The organism is Klebsiella sp. X1-16S-Nf21, from assembly GCF_002837615.1.
GTDB classification, from domain to species: Bacteria; Pseudomonadota; Gammaproteobacteria; order Enterobacterales; family Enterobacteriaceae; genus Klebsiella; species Klebsiella variicola.
Genome location: NZ_PJDK01000039.1, coordinates 1 through 18,216 on the forward strand (window position 1 = coordinate 1; position 18,216 = coordinate 18,216).

At 56.4% G+C, this 18,216-nt stretch carries 15 protein-coding genes and 1 pseudogene; 13 read left to right on the top strand and 3 right to left on the bottom strand.

From position 1 onward, the window contains the following. Positions 1-701 (bottom strand): annotated as a pseudogene (ackA, locus tag CW267_RS17705) (acetate kinase); the annotation flags it as partial. 338 nt (positions 702-1,039) lie between these two features. Between ackA and yfbV the strand changes: the two are divergent. The 4 genes from yfbV to CW267_RS17725 all read left to right on the top strand — a co-directional run bounded on the left by yfbV (position 1,040) and on the right by CW267_RS17725 (position 4,657). Beyond that, positions 1,040-1,495 carry a terminus macrodomain insulation protein YfbV gene (gene yfbV / locus CW267_RS17710; protein WP_002913194.1) on the top strand — a complete coding sequence of 152 codons (456 nt, stop codon included), beginning with the start codon at positions 1,040-1,042 and terminating at the stop codon, positions 1,493-1,495. A gap of 87 nt (positions 1,496-1,582) precedes the next feature. Then, a complete protein-coding gene (locus CW267_RS17715; protein WP_012540982.1) occupies positions 1,583-2,077 on the top strand; it encodes a YfbU family protein in 495 nt (164 codons plus the stop codon). Positions 2,078-2,088: 11 nt separating this feature from the next. Further along, complete coding sequence (locus tag CW267_RS17720) at positions 2,089-2,748, top strand: sugar phosphatase (protein WP_100781316.1); 660 nt, start codon at positions 2,089-2,091, stop codon at positions 2,746-2,748. 76 nt (positions 2,749-2,824) lie between these two features. Next, positions 2,825-4,657, top strand: a complete 1,833-nt coding sequence (locus tag CW267_RS17725) for an SLC13 family permease (RefSeq protein WP_008803943.1) — start codon at positions 2,825-2,827, stop codon at positions 4,655-4,657. A 45-nt stretch (positions 4,658-4,702) separates the two neighbouring features. On the opposite strand, the gene yfbR is transcribed toward CW267_RS17725, so the two are convergent. Together yfbR and alaA are read right to left on the bottom strand one after the other, a co-directional pair. Beyond that, positions 4,703-5,302, bottom strand: a complete 600-nt coding sequence (yfbR, locus tag CW267_RS17730; protein ID WP_002913188.1) for a 5'-deoxynucleotidase — start codon at positions 5,300-5,302, stop codon at positions 4,703-4,705. An 81-nt stretch (positions 5,303-5,383) separates the two neighbouring features. Beyond that, positions 5,384-6,601, bottom strand: a complete 1,218-nt coding sequence (gene alaA, locus CW267_RS17735; protein WP_008803944.1) for an alanine transaminase AlaA — start codon at positions 6,599-6,601, stop codon at positions 5,384-5,386. A gap of 876 nt (positions 6,602-7,477) precedes the next feature. On the opposite strand from alaA, the gene CW267_RS17740 reads away from it, so the two are divergent. The 9 genes from CW267_RS17740 (at position 7,478) to nuoI (ending at position 18,212) form a co-directional block, all read left to right on the top strand. Next, a complete protein-coding gene (locus tag CW267_RS17740; RefSeq protein WP_032740184.1) occupies positions 7,478-8,404 on the top strand; it encodes a LysR family transcriptional regulator in 927 nt (308 codons plus the stop codon). Positions 8,405-9,053: 649 nt separating this feature from the next. Then, positions 9,054-9,500, top strand: coding sequence for an NADH-quinone oxidoreductase subunit NuoA (gene nuoA / locus CW267_RS17755; protein ID WP_002913181.1), 447 nt, complete (start codon positions 9,054-9,056; stop codon positions 9,498-9,500). Between the two features lie 15 nt (positions 9,501-9,515). Then, complete coding sequence (gene nuoB, locus CW267_RS17760; protein WP_002913178.1) at positions 9,516-10,190, top strand: NADH-quinone oxidoreductase subunit NuoB; 675 nt, start codon at positions 9,516-9,518, stop codon at positions 10,188-10,190. Positions 10,191-10,277: 87 nt separating this feature from the next. Beyond that, on the top strand, positions 10,278-12,086 hold the full coding sequence (nuoC, locus tag CW267_RS17765; RefSeq protein ID WP_008803946.1) for an NADH-quinone oxidoreductase subunit C/D: 1,809 nt from the start codon (positions 10,278-10,280) through the stop codon (positions 12,084-12,086). Positions 12,087-12,088: 2 nt separating this feature from the next. Continuing rightward, positions 12,089-12,589, top strand: a complete 501-nt coding sequence (nuoE, locus tag CW267_RS17770; protein WP_002913160.1) for an NADH-quinone oxidoreductase subunit NuoE — start codon at positions 12,089-12,091, stop codon at positions 12,587-12,589. Continuing rightward, positions 12,586-13,923: an NADH-quinone oxidoreductase subunit NuoF gene (gene nuoF, locus CW267_RS17775; RefSeq protein WP_002913158.1), complete on the top strand. Its 1,338-nt coding sequence runs from the start codon at positions 12,586-12,588 to the stop codon at positions 13,921-13,923. The genes nuoE and nuoF overlap by 4 nt, the downstream gene beginning before the upstream one ends. 31 nt (positions 13,924-13,954) lie before the next feature. Then, positions 13,955-16,681 carry an NADH-quinone oxidoreductase subunit NuoG gene (gene nuoG, locus CW267_RS17780; protein ID WP_008803947.1) on the top strand — a complete coding sequence of 909 codons (2,727 nt, stop codon included), beginning with the start codon at positions 13,955-13,957 and terminating at the stop codon, positions 16,679-16,681. Continuing rightward, positions 16,678-17,655, top strand: a complete 978-nt coding sequence (gene nuoH / locus CW267_RS17785; protein WP_002913156.1) for an NADH-quinone oxidoreductase subunit NuoH — start codon at positions 16,678-16,680, stop codon at positions 17,653-17,655. Before nuoG ends, nuoH begins: the two co-directional genes overlap by 4 nt. Positions 17,656-17,669: 14 nt before the next feature. Then, entirely contained in the window at positions 17,670-18,212 is a 543-nt protein-coding gene (gene nuoI, locus CW267_RS17790) for an NADH-quinone oxidoreductase subunit NuoI (protein ID WP_008803948.1), read from the top strand. Positions 18,213-18,216 lie beyond the last annotated feature (4 nt).

Consider the following 18,216-nt stretch of genomic DNA (forward strand, 5'->3'; position numbering starts at 1 on the left):
GGCGTCAGGCCCATGGAGGTATCAACGCATTTACCGTTACGGATAGCGGAAACAGAGCCACCGTTGCCGAGGTGGCAAGTGATGATGTTCAGCTCTTCCACCGGCTTGTTCAGGATCTTAGCGGCTTCCTGAGTCACATAGAAGTGGCTGGTGCCGTGCGCGCCGTAACGACGAACGCCATGCTCTTTGTACAGGCTGTACGGCAGGGCGTAGAGATAGGATTCTTCCGGCATGGTCTGGTGGAACGCCGTATCGAATACGGCCACGTTTTTGTCTTTCAGATGCGGGAAGGATTTCAGCGCTTCAGCGATGCCGATCAAGTGCGCCGGGTTGTGCAGCGGTGCGAAAGACGCTGCGTCTTTAATACCCTGAATCACAGACTCGTCGATCACCACGGAGCTGGTGTATTTTTCACCGCCGTGTACGATACGGTGGCCGATTGCGGTCAGCTGAGCAGACAGTTCTGGTTTTTGTGCCAGAATAGTGTTAACGATAAAGTTCAGTGCTTCACTGTGCGCGGCACCGGCGCCTAATTCAGCTTCTTGTTTGCCGCCGTCAATTTTCCATTTGATACGGGCTTCCGGCAGGTGGAAGCATTCCGCTAAACCGGACAGATATTCGTCGCCGTTAACGGCATCAAGGATAGCAAATTTCAGAGAGGAGCTACCGCAGTTCAGAACCAGTACTAACTTACTCGACATGGAAGTACCTTTTTATGATACGTGGCTAAAAAAACGTCAGTGTGTCATTAGCGTAGCGCAGGATGACCTCGACATTTATGATTAACATCATGCCTTGTTCTGTTTTCGGGCACGATGAGAGAAGTACATTTGATTTTATGCCATTTTGCATAATTTTCAGCCAATGGCAGAATATGCGATAATTTGACTAGCCTGGCAAAAGAGTCTATCCGCCCTTTCAGGCGGGCACAGGATACCTGATTGCGGCATCCTTTGCCAAAATCTTTTGAACGATGTCATGCATAGTTGGTGTTTTGCACGAATTTTTTAAGTTTTATATGTAAAGTTGAGGTAAAGCCATGTCGACCCCTGAGAAACGCCCCGTTAGCTTCTTTAGCTTGTTCAACCGCGGGCAGCATTACGCAAAGACCTGGCCTCTCGACAAGCGCCTCGCGCCGGTGTTTATCGAAAACCGCATTATTCGTGCCACCCGCTATGCTATCCGTATCATGCCGCCGATCGCCATTTTTACGCTGTGCTGGCAGATAGCCCTGGGCGGCCAGCTGGGTCCCGCTGTCGCCACCGCGCTGTTTGCCCTGAGCCTGCCGATGCAGGGATTATGGTGGTTGGGTAAGCGTTCGGTGACGCCGCTGCCGCCCTCCATTCTTAACTGGTTTTACGAAGTGCGCGGCAAACTGCAGGAGGCGGGGCAGGCGCTGGCGCCGGTCGAAGGCAAGCCCGATTATCAGGCGCTGGCTGACACGCTTAAGCGCGCCTTCAAACAACTGGATAAAACTTTCCTTGATGATTTGTAATTCACTACGGAAAACGCATATAAAAGAAGGCGCATGATTTATGCGCCTTCTTTATTTCACGCCCTACCGTGCTACAGGAGTCACAACATGGAAATGACCAATGCGCAGCGTCTGATTTTATCCAATCAGTACAAAATGATGACGATGCTCGACCCGGACAATGCGGAACGCTACCGTCGTCTGCAAACCATCATTGAGCGTGGGTATGGGCTGCAGATGCGCGAACTGGACCGCGAGTTTGGCCAGCTGACGGAAGAAACCTGCCGTACCGTTATCGATATCATGGAGATGTACCACGCGCTACATGTCTCCTGGACCAACCTGAAAGACGCGGCGGGTATCGACGAGCGTCGGGTTACCTTCCTCGGATTTGATGCCGCCACCGAAGCGCGTTTTCTCGGCTATGTACGCTTTATGGTCAATATTGAAGGCCGCTACAGCCATTTTGACGCCGGCACTCATGGCTTTAACTCGCAGACCCCGATGTGGGAGAAATATCAGCGGATGCTGAGCGTCTGGCACGCCTGTCCGCGCCAGTATCACCTGAGCAGTAATGAAATTAACCAAATTATCAATGCCTGAGGGAGGTGCCCGTGCAGTGTAAAGGTTTCCTGTTCGATTTAGACGGGACGCTGGTGGATTCCTTGCCGGTGGTGGAGCGTTCATGGTGTAAGTGGGGCGATCGTTTCGCCATTGACCATGATGAAATTCTCAGTTTTATTCACGGCAAGCAGGCCATTACCTCTATTCGCCATTTTATGTCGGGTCGTAGCGAGGAGGATATCCAGGCCGAATTCCGCTTCCTCGAGCAGATTGAAGCCACTGATATCGAGGGCATTGTCGCTCTGCCGGGGGCGTTAACCCTGCTGAGTACCCTCAATGAGGCTGGGATCCCATGGGCGATTGTCACTTCCGGGTCGGTGCCGGTTGCCCACGCGCGTCATCGCGCGGCAGGCCTGCCGATGCCGGAGGTCTTCATCACCGCTGAGCAGGTAAAACACGGAAAACCGGCGCCGGACGCCTATCTGCTGGGCGCCGAGCGGCTGGGACTACCGGCCGAACAGTGCGCGGTGGTAGAAGATGCGCCGGCGGGGTTGCTCTCCGGCCTGGCGGCGGGGTGTCGCACCATCGCGGTCAACGTGCCTGCCGATGCCCCTCGACTGGATGAAGCCGACCTCGTGCTGAGCAGCCTGGACGATCTGGTGGTCGAACGTCAGACGGACGGCTATGTTAATGTGCGTCTTAAAGCGTAAACGTATGATTTCGCCCCGCGTTGCCGGGGCTTTTTTATGCCACTATGTCGACTCCCACTTGTGACAAGGAAACGTTGTGAACGGTGAATTGATTTGGGTTTTATCCCTTCTGGCTATCGCGGTTGTGCTGTTTGCTACCGGCAAGGTGCGCATGGATGCTATCGCCCTGATGGTCATTGTCGCCTTCGTCCTCAGCGGCACGCTGACGCTGAATGAAGCCTTTTCCGGGTTCAGCGATCCTAACGTGATCCTGATTGCCGCCCTGTTTATTATCGGTGATGGCCTGGTGCGTACCGGGGTGGCCACCAAGATGGGGGCGTGGCTGGTGAGTGTGGCGGGCAACAGCGAAACCAAGATGCTGGTTTACCTGATGCTCACCGTCGCCGGGCTGGGTGCGTTTATGAGTTCAACCGGGGTGGTCGCCATTTTCATTCCGGTAGTGCTCAGCGTGTCGGCGCGGATGAATACCTCTCCCTCGCGGCTGATGATGCCGCTGAGCTTTGCCGGACTTATCAGCGGGATGATGACCCTGGTCGCAACGCCCCCCAACCTGGTCGTCAACAGTGAACTGCTGCGCGAAGGGCTGCACGGCTTCAGTTTTTTCAGCGTCACGCCGATTGGCCTGGTGGTGCTGATCCTGGGCATCGTCTATATGCTGGCGGTGCGCTTTATGCTGAAGACAGAGAATGGCGAATCCGCGCGTGATGGCCGTAAAAGAAGCACCTTCCGCGATCTGATCCGCGAATATCACCTCACTGGCCGCGCCCGCCGGCTGGCGATCCGTCCTGGTTCGCCGATGATCGGCCAGCGTCTTGATGATTTAAAACTGCGTGAGCGGTACTGTGCCAACGTCATCGGCGTCGAACGCTGGCGGCGGTTCCGTCGGGTGATTGTTAACGTCAACGGGGTATCGGAATTCCGCGCCCGCGACGTCCTGCTGATCGATATGTCCGCCTCCGATGTCGACTTACGCCAGTTCTGTGGTGAGCAGATGCTCGAGCCGATGGTGCTGCGCGGCGAGTATTTTGCCGATCAGGCGCTGGATGTGGGCATGGCGGAGGTGTCGCTGATCCCGGATTCGGAGATGATTGGTAAAACGGTGCGTGAGATAGCGTTCCGCACCCGGTTTGGTCTCAATATCGTCGGCATGAAGCGCGATGGCGAGGCGATGGATGGTTCCGTGGTCGATGAGCCGCTACAGCTCGGCGATATCCTGCTGGTGGTCGGCAACTGGCGGCAAATTGCCCTGCTGGCGAAGCGTGGGCGGGATTTCGTGGTGCTCAATATGCCGGTTGAAGTGGATGACGCTTCGCCGGCGCACAGCCAGGCTCCACACGCGATTTTCTGTCTGGTGCTGATGGTAGCCCTGATGCTCACCGATGAAATTCCCAACCCGATTGCCGCGATCATCGCCTGCCTGCTGATGGGCAAATTCCGCTGCATCAACGCCGAAAGCGCCTATAAGGCGATCCACTGGCCAAGCATTATTTTGATTGTCGGGATGATGCCGTTTGCCCTGGCGCTGCAAAAAACCGGCGGGGTAGATCTGGTGGTCAAGGGACTGATGGACGTCGCCGGAAGCGAGGGGCCTTATCTGATGCTCGGCTGCCTGTTTGTAATGTGCGCGGCGATAGGTCTGTTCATCTCTAATACCGCGACGGCGGTCCTGATGGCGCCCATAGCCCTGGCAGCGGCGAAGTCGATGGGGGTGTCGCCCTATCCCTTCGCCATGGTGGTGGCGATGGCGGCTTCGGCGGCGTTTATGACTCCGGTTTCCTCGCCGGTCAACACCCTGGTGCTTGGCCCGGGTAAGTATTCCTTCAGCGACTTTGTGAAGATTGGCGTGCCCTTCACCGTACTGGTGATGGTGGTCTGCGTGCTGCTGATCCCGGTATTGTTTCCGTTTTAAGGGTGTCAGGCCGGGTAGGGCGCAACCGCTGCCCGGCCTGAAAAATTACAGCGGCGAATCCTGGCTTATTTCATCCAGCGACAGCTGGAAGCTCGGGACAAACACCTGCATAAAGTAATCCATCTCTGCGCTTCGCCGCGACGCCAGCGTCTTTTCCAGACGGCCTTTGGCCAGCAGAAATTCGTTGTTACCCGCAGACAGCTCTTCGAGGCACTTCAGGTAGGCGCAGAGGGCGTCAGCCTGTTTAACGATCGACTGCTCTTCCTCACTGTAGTGATGCTCATCAATCAGCGGCTCGAAAATATCGCGCAGCTCGTCAGGGACCATATCCACCAGCTTTTGCTGAGCAATTTTCTCAATCGCCTTATATTCCTGGGCAATCTGGGAGTTGAAATATTTCACCGGGGTAGGGAGGTCGCCAGTTAATACTTCGGAGGCGTCATGGTACATCGCCAGCAGGGCGATACGTTCGGCGTTGACCTGGCCGCCAAATTTACGGTTTTTAATTGCCGCCAGCGCATGGGCGACCATCGCCACCTGCAGACTGTGTTCGGAGACATTTTCGGTGCGCACGTTGCGCATCAGCGGCCAGCGGTTAATCAGTTTCAGGCGGGAGAGGTGGGCAAAGAAATGACTCTGACTCATAGGAACCCTTAATCAGTGACAACATCGGGTTCCATTGTGCGCAGGGATCGCCGCCGGATGCAAATGCCGGCGGCGTAGCGATTAAAGCTGGTGGTAGCCGGAGAGGAAGCGGCCAAAGCGGGAGATCGCCATCTCCAGGTCGTCTTCACGAGGCAGCGTCACAATGCGCACATGATCCGGCCACGGCCAGTTGAACGCGGTACCCTGCACCAGCAGGACTTTCTCCTGCAACAGGAAGTCGAGCACCATTTTCTGGTCGTCGTGAATATTGAAGCGTTTGGCATCGATTTTCGGGAACATATACAACGCGCCTTTTGGCTTCATGCAGGAGACACCCGGAATATCGTTGATCAGCTCCCAGGCGCGGTTGCGTTGTTCATACAGGCGCCCGCCGGGAATGATGAATTCGCTGATACTCTGGTAGCCGCCCAGCGCCGTCTGGATAGCATGTTGTGCCGGCACGTTGGCGCACAGACGCATCGACGCCAGCATCTCCAGGCCTTCGATATAGCCCTTCGCGTGTTTTTTCGGGCCATTCAGCACCATCCACCCCTGACGGAAACCGGCAACACGGTAGGTTTTCGACAGTCCGTTGAAGGTCACGGTCAGCAGATCTGGCGCCAGAGCAGCAATTGAGTGATGCTGGGCTTCGTCGTAGAGGATCTTATCGTAGATCTCATCGGCGAAAATAATCAGGTTATGCTGCCGGGCGATCTCGACGATCTCCTGCAGCAGTTCTTTGGAATAGACCGCGCCGGTGGGGTTGTTGGGGTTAATGATCACGATCCCGCGGGTGCGCGGCGTGATTTTTGCGCGGATATCGTCAAGATCCGGGAACCAGTCAGCGGATTCGTCACACAGATAGTGGACCGCTTTGCCACTGGAAAGCGACACCGCCGCCGTCCACAGTGGGTAGTCCGGCGCGGGAACCAGCATCTCATCGCCGCTGTTTAACAGCGCCTGCATCGCCTGCACAATCAGTTCGGACACGCCGTTGCCGATGTAAATATCTTCTACCGTGACATCACGCATTCCCCGGGCCTGGTAATGCTGCATGATGGCTTTGCGCGCCGAATACAACCCTTTCGAATCGCAGTAACCCTGGGCAGTAGGCAGATTGCGGATGACGTCGACGAGGATCTCGTCAGGGGCCTCGAAGCCGAATGGCGCCGGGTTGCCGATGTTCAGTTTCAGAACTTTATTGCCTTCTTCCTCAAGACGTTTCGCTTCTTTCAGAACCGGGCCACGGATGTCGTAACAGACGTTCTCTAACTTGCTGGATTTTTCGATGGGGGACATGAATCTTGACCTTTTAGCTGTTATCGCCACTCCCTGCCGTGGAAGTCAGCACGGAACAATGTACTCCGCATCCCCGCTGTTTTGAAGGCTTTGCAGGAGAAGATTTTGCTAACGCAGGATTTTAAGCGTAATTGATTTATCTGTCGCTTACGGTTTTAGGTTGTAGGTTATACCTGCTTATGATGCTTTTTTTGGTCGTATATGTAGACCATATGCCTTTTTTGCCATCATTTATCTGGTTTGTTTGTGTGGCGAAGGGGCGAACGAAGAATGTTGGCAGACTAAACAACGCTATCCTTAATACAATAGGGACTGATTTGTAATTTTGATGTTAAATAATATCAATAAAAAACAGCGTACGAGTGCATTATTATTATTTTTGACAGGTAATAATCTGAGGTTTGTTAATTTATATAAAACGTTGAAAAAAATTTAAAATTATCTGAGTTAATCCTTATTTAGGCTTATAAAAAGGGCGGGAATCGGTTAGAATATCGCCGTTAATATCAGTGATAGCCGGTAAGCACTCCGGTTGGATTGATACTTAATATATTGTTATTACAGGATTTTATTGTTCATTCTTCCCTGTGTGAACGCGCGGTGGAAGAGAGCCTTTCTCACCACCACTGGCCGCTTTTCCGGAGCGACGCATGACACCTGGCTGGCCGTGGTAATAAATAACAATGAGAAATACGAACAATATATTACTCCGTGGTTCTGCGCATTTGCCCAGACGAGTACTTTGGCATGTAATAACGTTCGTCCAGTTGTTTATCCGCCATCTGACGGTGAGCACGAGGCTCAGGGAATAGCCGGAAACCTGGCGTAAAGCATCAACAAGGCAGGTCAGCGTTAGCCACCTGTAAGTGAAGAAAGATGATTAATACAACACGTCCGATACTCAACCTTGATCTCGATCTGCTGCGCACCTTTGTGGCGGTCGCTGATTTGAACACCTTCGCCGCCGCCGCCGCCGCAGTGTGTCGTACCCAGTCCGCGGTCAGCCAGCAAATGCAACGCCTGGAGCAGCTGGTCGGCAAAGAGCTTTTCGCCCGTCACGGGCGTAATAAACTGCTGACTGAGCAAGGCATCCAGCTACTGGGCTATGCCCGCAAGATCCTGCGTTTTAACGATGAAGCCTGCATGTCGCTGATGTATGGCAGCCTGCAAGGTGGATTGACCATCGGCGCGTCGGAAGAAACGGCCGATACCATCCTGCCGTTTTTGTTAAACCGCATCGGCTGCTTCTATCCCAGAATGACGCTGGAGATCAAAGTGCATCCCCATGCCGCCATCATGGCGATGCTGGCCGAGGGGCGGGTGGATCTGGCGCTGACCACCCATCAGCCTCCCGGCTTTACCTCTTTCATCCTGAGAACGTCACCGACCCTCTGGTACTGTGCGGCGGAATATGTGCTGGCGAAGGGGGAGTCGATCCCTCTGATCTTGCTCGAGGAGCCTGGTCCCTTCCGCCAGGATATTATTGCCGCGCTGGAGGCGGCCCGCGTCCCATGGCATCTCGCCCATGGCGCGACGTCTCTCTCCGGGGTGAAAGCAGCGGTCAAAGCCGGGCTGGGCGTCACCGCGCGACCCGTCGAAATGATGAGCCCCGATTTGCGCGTGGCTGGCATCAGCGATGGATTGCCTGGCCTGCCGGATACCCGGTATGTGGTCAGTTGCAATCCGCAGACGGTGAGCGAGCTGCCGCAGGTGATTTTTCAGTCACTGAGTCAGGAGAGCGACCCCTGGCGAACGGGGCCGGCACTTACTCCGCAAGAGGGAGATAACACCTTCATTTTGTGAGGGCAATTTTCTAACAAAGATCACAAAAACTGGTAACAGAATGTAAGTGAGCAAAAAGAGCCTCAGGGGAGGGTTTCCCGCCTGGTGGCTCTTTTTTTTGCACTATTATTGATGTTTTGAATGTTTTTTTTATTTCTTTCCTGAAAAATCAGCGTATTGGCGTGACCGGGCGCTCACCTTGTCGACTTTTCCCTGCACTTTCAACACTTCCTGCTAATGTTAAAAAACCGGACGGATTGTTGCCGATTTCCTGGGGTAATTAACAAAACCGTGTCACAGATCAAGAAAATACCCCTCTTTGGGGGGAGGAATCGAGGCTAAATCCTGTCAAAATAGAAGGGATTTTTGATTTACGACGGAAACGGACACGATTCAACAACACTAAAACCGAACAGTATGCAAGGTTATTTCGCATAAAAGGGCATTTAATGTTAATGAAAAGATTCCAATGTAAATTAATGTTATGAAAACTTTTGTTAAAGTTGACAAAAGGTTAAAGAAAGGGGTAAAAAGCCACGGCATCTGGGCTTCTCACATCAACCAGGGACGCTTTTTTGCACGGTTTTTTTTATTCCTCCCGTGAAACGCTGTGGCGTTCATCTGCCAGTAAGAGCAGAGGGTTTTGGCGCTACACTTTTTTGGTTAAGCAATGCGTATGTCAACATCCACTGAAGTCATCGCTCATCATTGGGCATTCGCTATATTTCTCATCATCGCTATCGGCCTGTGCTGCCTCATGCTCGTCGGCGGCTGGTACCTTGGCGGTCGCGCGCGCGCGCGTAGCAAAAACACGCCGTTTGAATCGGGGATCGACTCCGTTGGTTCGGCCCGCTTACGTCTTTCTGCGAAGTTTTATCTGGTTGCCATGTTCTTCGTTATCTTCGACGTGGAAGCCCTGTATCTCTACGCATGGTCGACTTCTATCCGCGAGAGCGGCTGGGTCGGCTTTGTGGAAGCCGCAATTTTCATTTTAGTGCTACTGGCTGGTCTGGTTTATCTCGTTCGCATCGGCGCACTGGACTGGACGCCTGCGCGTTCCCGTCGCACGCTGGTTAACCCGGAAACAGACAGTCCCACTAACCGTCATATGCAGTAAAAGCGAGGCAATAAGATGGATTATACGCTCACCCGCATAGATCCTAACGGTGAGAACGACCGTTACCCCCTGCAGAAACAGGAGATCGTCACCGACCCCCTGGAGCAGGAAGTCAATAAAAGCGTGTATATGGGGAAACTCGAGCACGCGCTGCATGACATGGTGAACTGGGGCCGTAAGAACTCAATTTGGCCGTATAACTTCGGCCTTTCTTGCTGTTATGTGGAAATGGTGACGTCATTCACTGCGGTGCATGACGTTGCGCGTTTTGGGGCAGAAGTTCTGCGCGCCTCTCCGCGTCAGGCGGACCTGATGGTGGTCGCTGGAACCTGCTTTACCAAAATGGCGCCGGTTATTCAGCGTCTGTACGATCAGATGCTGGAGCCGAAGTGGGTGATCTCCATGGGCGCCTGCGCTAACTCCGGCGGCATGTACGACATCTACTCCGTCGTCCAGGGCGTGGATAAATTCATTCCGGTCGATGTGTACATCCCGGGCTGCCCGCCGCGTCCGGAGGCCTATATGCAGGCGCTGATGCTGCTGCAGGAGTCCATTGGTAAAGAACGTCGTCCGCTCTCATGGGTGGTTGGCGATCAGGGCGTTTATCGCGCCAATATGCAGTCGGAACGCGAGCGTAAACGCGGCGAACGTATTGCAGTGACCAATCTGCGGACGCCGGACGAGATTTAATTTGCGCCTGCGGGCGGGAGTACCACTTCGCAAATCAATCTACAACAACGCGAAGTCTCGCCCGGCAGTCACCACGGACCTTTTGCAATGGTGAACAATATGACCGATTTAACCGCGCATGACGCCGCACCAGCCTGGCAAACCCGCGATCACCTTGATGACCCGGTGATCGGCGAACTGCGCAACCGCTTTGGGCCGGATGCCTTTACCGTTCAGCCAACCCGCACCGGCGTACCGGTGGTGTGGGTGAAGCGTGAGCAACTGCTTGAGGTGGGTGATTTCCTGAAGAAATTGCCGAAGCCTTACGTGATGTTGTTTGACCTGCACGGCATGGACGAACGTCTGCGCACCCACCGCGATGGCCTGCCCGCCGCGGATTTTTCCGTTTTCTATCATCTGATTTCTATCGACCGCAACCGCGACATCATGCTCAAGGTGGCGCTGTCTGAAAACGATCTGCATCTGCCGACTTTCACCAAACTGTTCCCCAACGCCAACTGGTATGAGCGTGAAACCTGGGAAATGTTTGGCATGACCTTCGATGGCCACCCGAACCTGCGCCGTATCATGATGCCGCCGACCTGGGAAGGCCACCCGCTGCGTAAAGACTATCCGGCGCGCGCTACCGAATTCGATCCGTTTGAGCTGACCAAAGCCAAGCAGGATCTGGAGATGGAAGCGTTGACCTTCAAACCGGAAGAGTGGGGCATGAAGCGCAGCACCGACAACGAGGACTTCATGTTCCTCAACCTCGGTCCGAACCACCCGTCTGCCCACGGTGCATTCCGTATTATTCTGCAGCTGGATGGCGAAGAGATCGTCGACTGCGTACCGGACATCGGTTATCACCACCGCGGCGCCGAGAAGATGGGCGAGCGTCAGTCCTGGCACAGCTACATCCCGTATACCGACCGTATTGAATACCTCGGCGGCTGCGTCAACGAGATGCCGTACGTGCTGGCGGTGGAAAAACTGGCCGGGATCACCGTGCCGGATCGCGTGAATGTGATCCGCGTGATGCTCTCCGAACTGTTCCGCATCAACAGCCACCTGCTGTATATCTCGACCTTTATTCAGGACGTCGGCGCGATGACGCCGGTCTTCTTCGCCTTTACCGATCGGCAGAAAATTTACGATCTGGTGGAAGCGATTACCGGGTTCCGTATGCACCCGGCGTGGTTCCGCATCGGCGGTGTCGCGCACGATCTGCCGCGTGGCTGGGATCGCCTGCTGCGGGAATTCCTCGAGTGGATGCCGAAGCGTCTGGATTCTTACGAGAAAGCCGCGCTGCGCAACACTATTCTGAAAGGCCGTTCCGTCGGCGTGGCAGCCTATACCGCCAAAGAGGCGCTGGAGTGGGGCACCACCGGCGCAGGCCTGCGCGCCACCGGTATCGGCTTCGACGTGCGTAAATGGCGTCCTTATTCTGGCTATGAAAACTTCGACTTCGAAGTCCCGACCGGGGGCGGCGTCTCTGACTGCTACACCCGCGTGATGCTGAAAGTCGAAGAGCTGCGCCAGAGCCTGCGCATTCTTCAGCAGTGCCTCGATAACATGCCGGAAGGCCCGTTCAAAGCGGATCACCCGCTGACCACGCCGCCGCCGAAAGAGCGCACGCTGCAGCATATCGAAACCCTGATCACCCACTTCCTGCAGGTATCGTGGGGCCCGGTGATGCCGGCCAACGAATCCTTCCAGATGATTGAGGCGACCAAAGGGATTAACAGTTACTACCTGACCAGCGACGGCAGCACCATGAGCTACCGTACCCGCGTGCGTACGCCGAGCTTTGCGCATCTGCAGCAGATCCCGTCGGCGATCCGCGGCAGCCTGGTATCCGACCTGATCGTCTATCTGGGTAGTATCGATTTTGTTATGTCAGACGTGGACCGCTAATTATGCACGAGAATCAACAACCACAAACCGAGGCTTTTGAGCTGAGTGCGGCTGAGCGTGAGGCTATTGAGCACGAGAAGCACCACTACGAAGACCCGCGTGCGGCGTCCATCGAAGCGCTGAAAATTGTCCAGAAACAGCGCGGCTGGGTGCCGGATGGGGCGATCTATGCGATCGCCGATGTGCTGGGGATCCCGGCCAGTGACGTCGAAGGCGTGGCAACATTTTACAGCCAGATTTTCCGTCAGCCGGTTGGCCGTCACGTGATCCGCTACTGCGACAGCGTGGTGTGCCATATCACCGGTTATCAAGGTATTCAGGCTGCGATTGAGAAGAAGCTCAATATCAAGCCAGGGCAGACCACCTTCGATGGCCGCTTCACGCTGCTGCCGACCTGTTGCCTGGGCAACTGCGACAAGGGACCGACCATGATGATTGATGAGGATACTCACAGTCATCTGACGCCGGAGGCAATTCCTGACCTGCTGGAGCAGTACAAATGAAAACCGTAATTCGTACTGCGGAAACGCATCCGCTCACCTGGCGTCTGCGCGACGACAAGCAGCCGGTATGGCTGGACGAATATCGCAGCAAAAACGGTTACGAAGGGGCACGTAAAGCCCTGACCGGGATGGCGCCGGATGAGATTGTCACGGCGGTAAAAGACGCTGGCCTGAAAGGGCGCGGCGGCGCGGGCTTCTCCACGGGTCTGAAGTGGAGCCTGATGCCGAAAGACGAATCCATGAACATCCGTTACCTGCTGTGTAACGCCGATGAAATGGAGCCGGGCACCTATAAAGACCGTCTGCTGATGGAGCAGCTGCCGCACCTGCTGGTGGAAGGCATGCTGATCTCCGCGTTTGCGCTGAAAGCGTACCGCGGCTACATCTTCCTGCGCGGCGAATATATCGAAGCGGCCCAGCATCTGCGTCGTGCGATTGCCGAAGCCACTGAAGCGGGCCTGTTGGGGAAAAACATCCTTGGCACCGGGTTTGACTTCGAACTGTTTGTCCACACCGGGGCAGGGCGCTATATCTGCGGTGAAGAGACGGCGCTGATCAACTCCCTGGAAGGCCGCCGTGCTAACCCGCGCTCCAAGCCGCCGTTCCCGGCGAGCTCCGGCGTGTGGGGCAAGCCGACTTGCGTCAACAACGTGGAAACCCTGTGCAACGTGCCGGCGATCCTCGCCAACGGCGTCGAGTGGTACCAGAACATTTCCACCAGCAAAGATGCTGGCACCAAGCTGATGGGCTTCTCCGGCCGGGTGAAGAATCCGGGCGTCTGGGAGCTGCCGTTCGGCACCACCGCGCGTGAGATCCTCGAAGATTACGCCGGCGGCATGCGCGATGGCCTGAAGTTTAAAGCCTGGCAGCCGGGTGGGGCAGGGACCGACTTCCTGACCGAAGCGCATCTTGACCTGCCGATGGAGTTCGAAAGCATTGGTAAAGCGGGCAGCCGTCTGGGCACCTCGCTGGCGATGGCCGTTGACCATGAGATCAATATGGTCTCGCTGGTGCGTAACCTCGAAGAGTTCTTTGCCCGCGAGTCCTGCGGCTGGTGTACGCCGTGCCGTGATGGTCTGCCGTGGAGCGTGAAGATCCTGCGCGCCCTGGAGCGCGGCGAAGGCCAGCCTGGCGATATCGAAACGCTTGAGCAACTGTGTCGATTCCTGGGCCCGGGTAAAACCTTCTGCGCGCACGCGCCGGGCGCAGTCGAACCGCTACAGAGCGCGATTAAATATTTCCGCGAAGAATTCGAGGCTGGCATTAAGCAGCAGTTCAGCAATACCCATGCAATCAACGGGATTCAGCCGAACCTGCTTAAGACGCGCTGGTAATCAAAGGTTTTTTATTTTTGGAAGCACGCAAATGGCTACGATTCATGTAGACGGCAAAGAATACGAGGTCAACGGGGCGGACAACCTGCTAGAGGCTTGTCTCTCTCTTGGTCTTGATATTCCCTACTTTTGCTGGCACCCGGCGCTAGGGAGCGTCGGTGCTTGCCGCCAGTGTGCGGTGAAGCAATATCAGAACGCGGAAGACACGCGTGGTCGCCTGGTGATGTCCTGTATGACTCCGGCATCCGACGGCACCTTTATTTCTATTGACGACGGCGAAGCGAAGCAGTTCCGCGAAAGCGTGGTGGAGTGGTTGATGACTAACCACCCGCACGACTGCCCGGTCTGTGAAGAAGGGGGCAACTGCCACCTGCAGGATATGACGGTGATGACCGGCCATAGTTTCCGCCGCTATCGTTTCACCAAGCGTACCCACCGCAATCAGGATCTGGGGCCGTTTATTTCGCACGAAATGAACCGCTGCATCGCCTGTTACCGCTGCGTGCGCTACTACAAAGATTATGCCGACGGCACCGACCTGGGCGTCTATGGCGCGCACGACAACGTCTACTTCGGTCGCCCGGAAGATGGCACCCTGGAAAGCGAGTTCTCCGGCAACCTGGTGGAAGTCTGCCCGACCGGCGTCTTCACCGACAAAACGCACTCCGAGCGTTACAACCGTAAGTGGGACATGCAGTTTGCGCCGAGCATCTGCCAGCAGTGTTCCATCGGCTGCAACATCAGCCCGGGCGAACGCTATGGCGAGCTGCGTCGTATCGAAAACCGCTATAACGGGACCGTTAACCGCTACTTCCTCTGCGACCGCGGTCGCTTCGGCTATGGCTATGTCAACCTGAAAGACCGTCCGCGTCAGCCGGTGCAGCGCCGCGGCGACGATCTGATCACTCTCAACGCCGAGCAGGCGATGCAGGGCGCGGCAGATATCCTGCGCCAGTCGAAGAAAGTGATCGGTATTGGCTCCCCGCGCGCCAGCATCGAAAGCAACTTTGCGCTGCGTGAGCTGGTGGGCGCCGACAACTTCTATACCGGCATCGCCAAAGGCGAACAAGCGCGCCTGCAGATGATGCTGAAAGTGCTGCGTGAAGGTGGGGTCCATACCCCAAGCCTGCGCGATATCGAATCCTACGATGCGGTACTGGTGCTGGGCGAAGACATTACCCAGACCGGCGCGCGCGTGGCCCTGGCAGTCCGCCAGGCGGTGAAAGGGAAAGCACGCGAAATGGCAGCGGCGCAGAAAGTAGCCGACTGGCAGATCGCCGCGATCCTCAACATCGGGCAGCGCGCCAAGCACCCGTTATTCGTCACCAACATCGATGACACCCGCCTGGATGACATTGCCGCGTGGACCTACCGCGCGCCGGTGGAAGATCAGGCGCGTCTGGGCTTCGCTATCGCCCATGCGCTGGATGACAGCGCGCCGGCGGTTGATGGCCTGAGCCAGGACCTGAAGGGTAAGGTTGACGTGATTGTCCAGGCGCTGGCCGGGGCGAAAAAACCGCTGATTATCTCCGGTACTAACGCTGGCAGCATGGAGATCATCCAGGCCGCCGCTAACGTCGCAAAAGCCCTGAAAGGCCGCGGCGCCGACGTCGGCGTGACCATGGTCGCCCGCGCGGTGAACAGCGTCGGTCTGGGCATGATCGGCGGCGGCTCGCTTGAAGAGGCGCTGGACGAACTGGAAAGCGGCGCCGCCGACGCGGTTATCGTGCTGGAAAACGACCTTCACCGTCATGCTTCCGCCGCGCGCGTTGACGCTGCGCTGGCGAAAGCCCCGCTGGTGATGGTGGTTGACCATCAGCGCACCGCGATTATGGACAAAGCGCACCTGGTGCTCTCTGCCGCAAGCTTTGCGGAAAGCGACGGGACTGTGGTGAACAACGAAGGCCGCGCCCAGCGTTTCTTCCAGGTTTACGATCCGGCTTACTACGATGCGAAAACCGTGATGCTGGAGAGCTGGCGCTGGCTGCATTCGCTGCACAGCACCGTCAACAACCGTCAGGTTGACTGGACGCAGCTGGACCACGTCATCGATGCGGCGATTGCCGCGCTGCCGCAGCTGGCGGGCATTAAAGATGCCGCGCCGGATGCGACCTTCCGCATCCGCGGTCAGAAGCTGGCGCGTGAACCACACCGCTACAGCGGCCGCACGGCGATGCGCGCCAACATCAGCGTGCACGAGCCGCGTCAGCCGCAGGATAAAGACACCATGTTCGCCTTCTCCATGGAAGGGAACAACCAGCCGTCCGCCCCGCGTTCGCAGATCCCGTTCGCCTGGGCGCCGGGCTGGAACTCCCCGCAGGCATGGAACAAGTTCCAGGATGAAGTGGGCGGGAAACTGCGCCACGGCGATCCGGGTGTTCGACTGTTTGAAGCGTCCGCCAACGGGCTGGAGTATTTCACCGCGGTGCCGGCCAGCTTCCAGGCGGAAGAGGGCAAATGGCGTATCGCGCCGTATTACCACCTGTTTGGTAGCGATGAGCTGTCACAGCGCGCGCCGGTGTTCGAGAGCCGGATGCCTGAGCCGTACATCAAGCTGAATCCGGCGGATGCCGCGAAGCTGGGCGTTAACGCGGGGGCAATGCTCTCCTTTAGCGTGGAAGGCCAGACCCTGCGTCTGCCGCTGGTTATCTCTGAAGGCCTGACCGCAGGACAGGTTGGCTTACCGATGGGCATGCCGGGCATTGCGCCGGTGCTGACCGGATCGCGTATTGATTCACTGCAGGAGGCGAAAGCATGAGCTGGTTAACGCCGGATCTTATCGACATTCTGTTAAGCATCCTGAAGGCCGTGGTCATTCTGCTGGTGGTCGTCACCTGCGGCGCGTTCATGAGCTTCGGCGAGCGTCGTCTGCTCGGCTTGTTCCAGAACCGCTACGGACCTAACCGCGTCGGCTGGGGCGGTTCGCTGCAGCTGGTCGCCGACATGATCAAGATGTTCTTCAAAGAGGACTGGATCCCGCGCTTCTCCGATCGCGTGATCTTTACTCTGGCGCCGGTTATCGCCTTTACCTCGCTGCTGCTGGCCTTTGCTATCGTGCCGGTCAGCCCGACGTGGGTGGTGGCTGACCTGAACATCGGCATCCTGTTCTTCCTGATGATGGCAGGCCTGGCGGTCTATGCGGTGCTGTTCGCCGGCTGGTCGAGCAACAACAAATACTCGCTGCTGGGGGCGATGCGTGCTTCCGCGCAGACCCTGAGCTACGAAGTGTTTCTCGGTCTCTCCCTGATGGGCGTGGTGGCGCAGGCGGGGTCATTCAATATGACCGATATCGTCAACAACCAGGCGCATCTGTGGAACGTCATTCCGCAGTTCTTCGGCTTCGTCACTTTCGCCATCGCCGGCGTGGCGGTGTGTCACCGTCACCCGTTCGACCAGCCGGAAGCGGAGCAGGAACTGGCCGATGGTTACCACATTGAATATTCCGGCATGAAATTCGGTCTGTTCTTCGTCGGTGAATACATCGGTATCGTCACCGTTTCAGCGCTGATCGTCACGCTGTTCTTCGGCGGCTGGAATGGCCCGTGGTTACCACCTTTCATCTGGTTCGCGCTGAAAACCGCGTTCTTCATGATGATGTTCATTTTGATCCGCGCATCATTACCGCGTCCGCGCTATGACCAGGTAATGTCCTTTGGCTGGAAGGTATGCCTGCCGTTAACGCTGGTCAACTTGTTGGTAACGGCGGCTGTCATTCTCTGGCAGGCGCAATAAGGGGTGAATTGAACATGACCTTAAAAGAATTATTGGTGGGGTTCGGCACCCAGGTCCGTAGTATCTGGATGATTGGCCTGCATGCCTTCGCCAAACGTGAAACCCGGATGTATCCGGAAGAGCCGGTCTATCTGCCGCCGCGCTACCGCGGCCGCATCGTGCTGACCCGCGATCCGGACGGTGCAGAGCGCTGCGTTGCCTGTAACCTGTGTGCGGTAGCCTGCCCGGTGGGCTGTATCTCGCTGCAGAAAGCAGAGACCAAAGACGGCCGCTGGTATCCGGAGTTCTTCCGCATCAACTTCTCACGCTGCATTTTCTGCGGCCTGTGCGAAGAAGCGTGCCCGACCACGGCGATCCAGTTGACCCCGGACTTCGAACTGGGTGAATACAAGCGTCAGGATCTGGTGTACGAAAAAGAGGATCTGCTGATTTCCGGTCCGGGCAAATACCCGGAATATAACTTCTACCGGATGGCGGGTATGGCAATCGACGGCAAAGATAAAGGTGAAGCGGAAAACGAAGCTAAGCCAATCGACGTCAAGAGCCTGTTACCGTAAGGAG

What these genes read in the sequence shown, in the direction of transcription:
- nuoH (WP_002913156.1), top strand. Translation starts at nt 16,678, where the DNA reads ATGAGCTGGTTAACGCCGGATCTTATCGACATTCTGTTAAGCATCCTG.
- yfbV (WP_002913194.1), top strand. Translation starts at nt 1,040, where the DNA reads ATGTCGACCCCTGAGAAACGCCCCGTTAGCTTCTTTAGCTTGTTCAAC.
- nuoB (WP_002913178.1), top strand. Translation starts at nt 9,516, where the DNA reads ATGGATTATACGCTCACCCGCATAGATCCTAACGGTGAGAACGACCGT.
- nuoG (WP_008803947.1), top strand. Translation starts at nt 13,955, where the DNA reads ATGGCTACGATTCATGTAGACGGCAAAGAATACGAGGTCAACGGGGCG.
- CW267_RS17740 (WP_032740184.1), top strand. Translation starts at nt 7,478, where the DNA reads ATGATTAATACAACACGTCCGATACTCAACCTTGATCTCGATCTGCTG.
- alaA (WP_008803944.1), bottom strand. Translation starts at nt 6,601, where the DNA reads ATGTCCCCCATCGAAAAATCCAGCAAGTTAGAGAACGTCTGTTACGAC.
- CW267_RS17715 (WP_012540982.1), top strand. Translation starts at nt 1,583, where the DNA reads ATGGAAATGACCAATGCGCAGCGTCTGATTTTATCCAATCAGTACAAA.
- nuoI (WP_008803948.1), top strand. Translation starts at nt 17,670, where the DNA reads ATGACCTTAAAAGAATTATTGGTGGGGTTCGGCACCCAGGTCCGTAGT.
- nuoF (WP_002913158.1), top strand. Translation starts at nt 12,586, where the DNA reads ATGAAAACCGTAATTCGTACTGCGGAAACGCATCCGCTCACCTGGCGT.
- nuoE (WP_002913160.1), top strand. Translation starts at nt 12,089, where the DNA reads ATGCACGAGAATCAACAACCACAAACCGAGGCTTTTGAGCTGAGTGCG.
- nuoC (WP_008803946.1), top strand. Translation starts at nt 10,278, where the DNA reads ATGGTGAACAATATGACCGATTTAACCGCGCATGACGCCGCACCAGCC.
- yfbR (WP_002913188.1), bottom strand. Translation starts at nt 5,302, where the DNA reads ATGAGTCAGAGTCATTTCTTTGCCCACCTCTCCCGCCTGAAACTGATT.
- nuoA (WP_002913181.1), top strand. Translation starts at nt 9,054, where the DNA reads ATGCGTATGTCAACATCCACTGAAGTCATCGCTCATCATTGGGCATTC.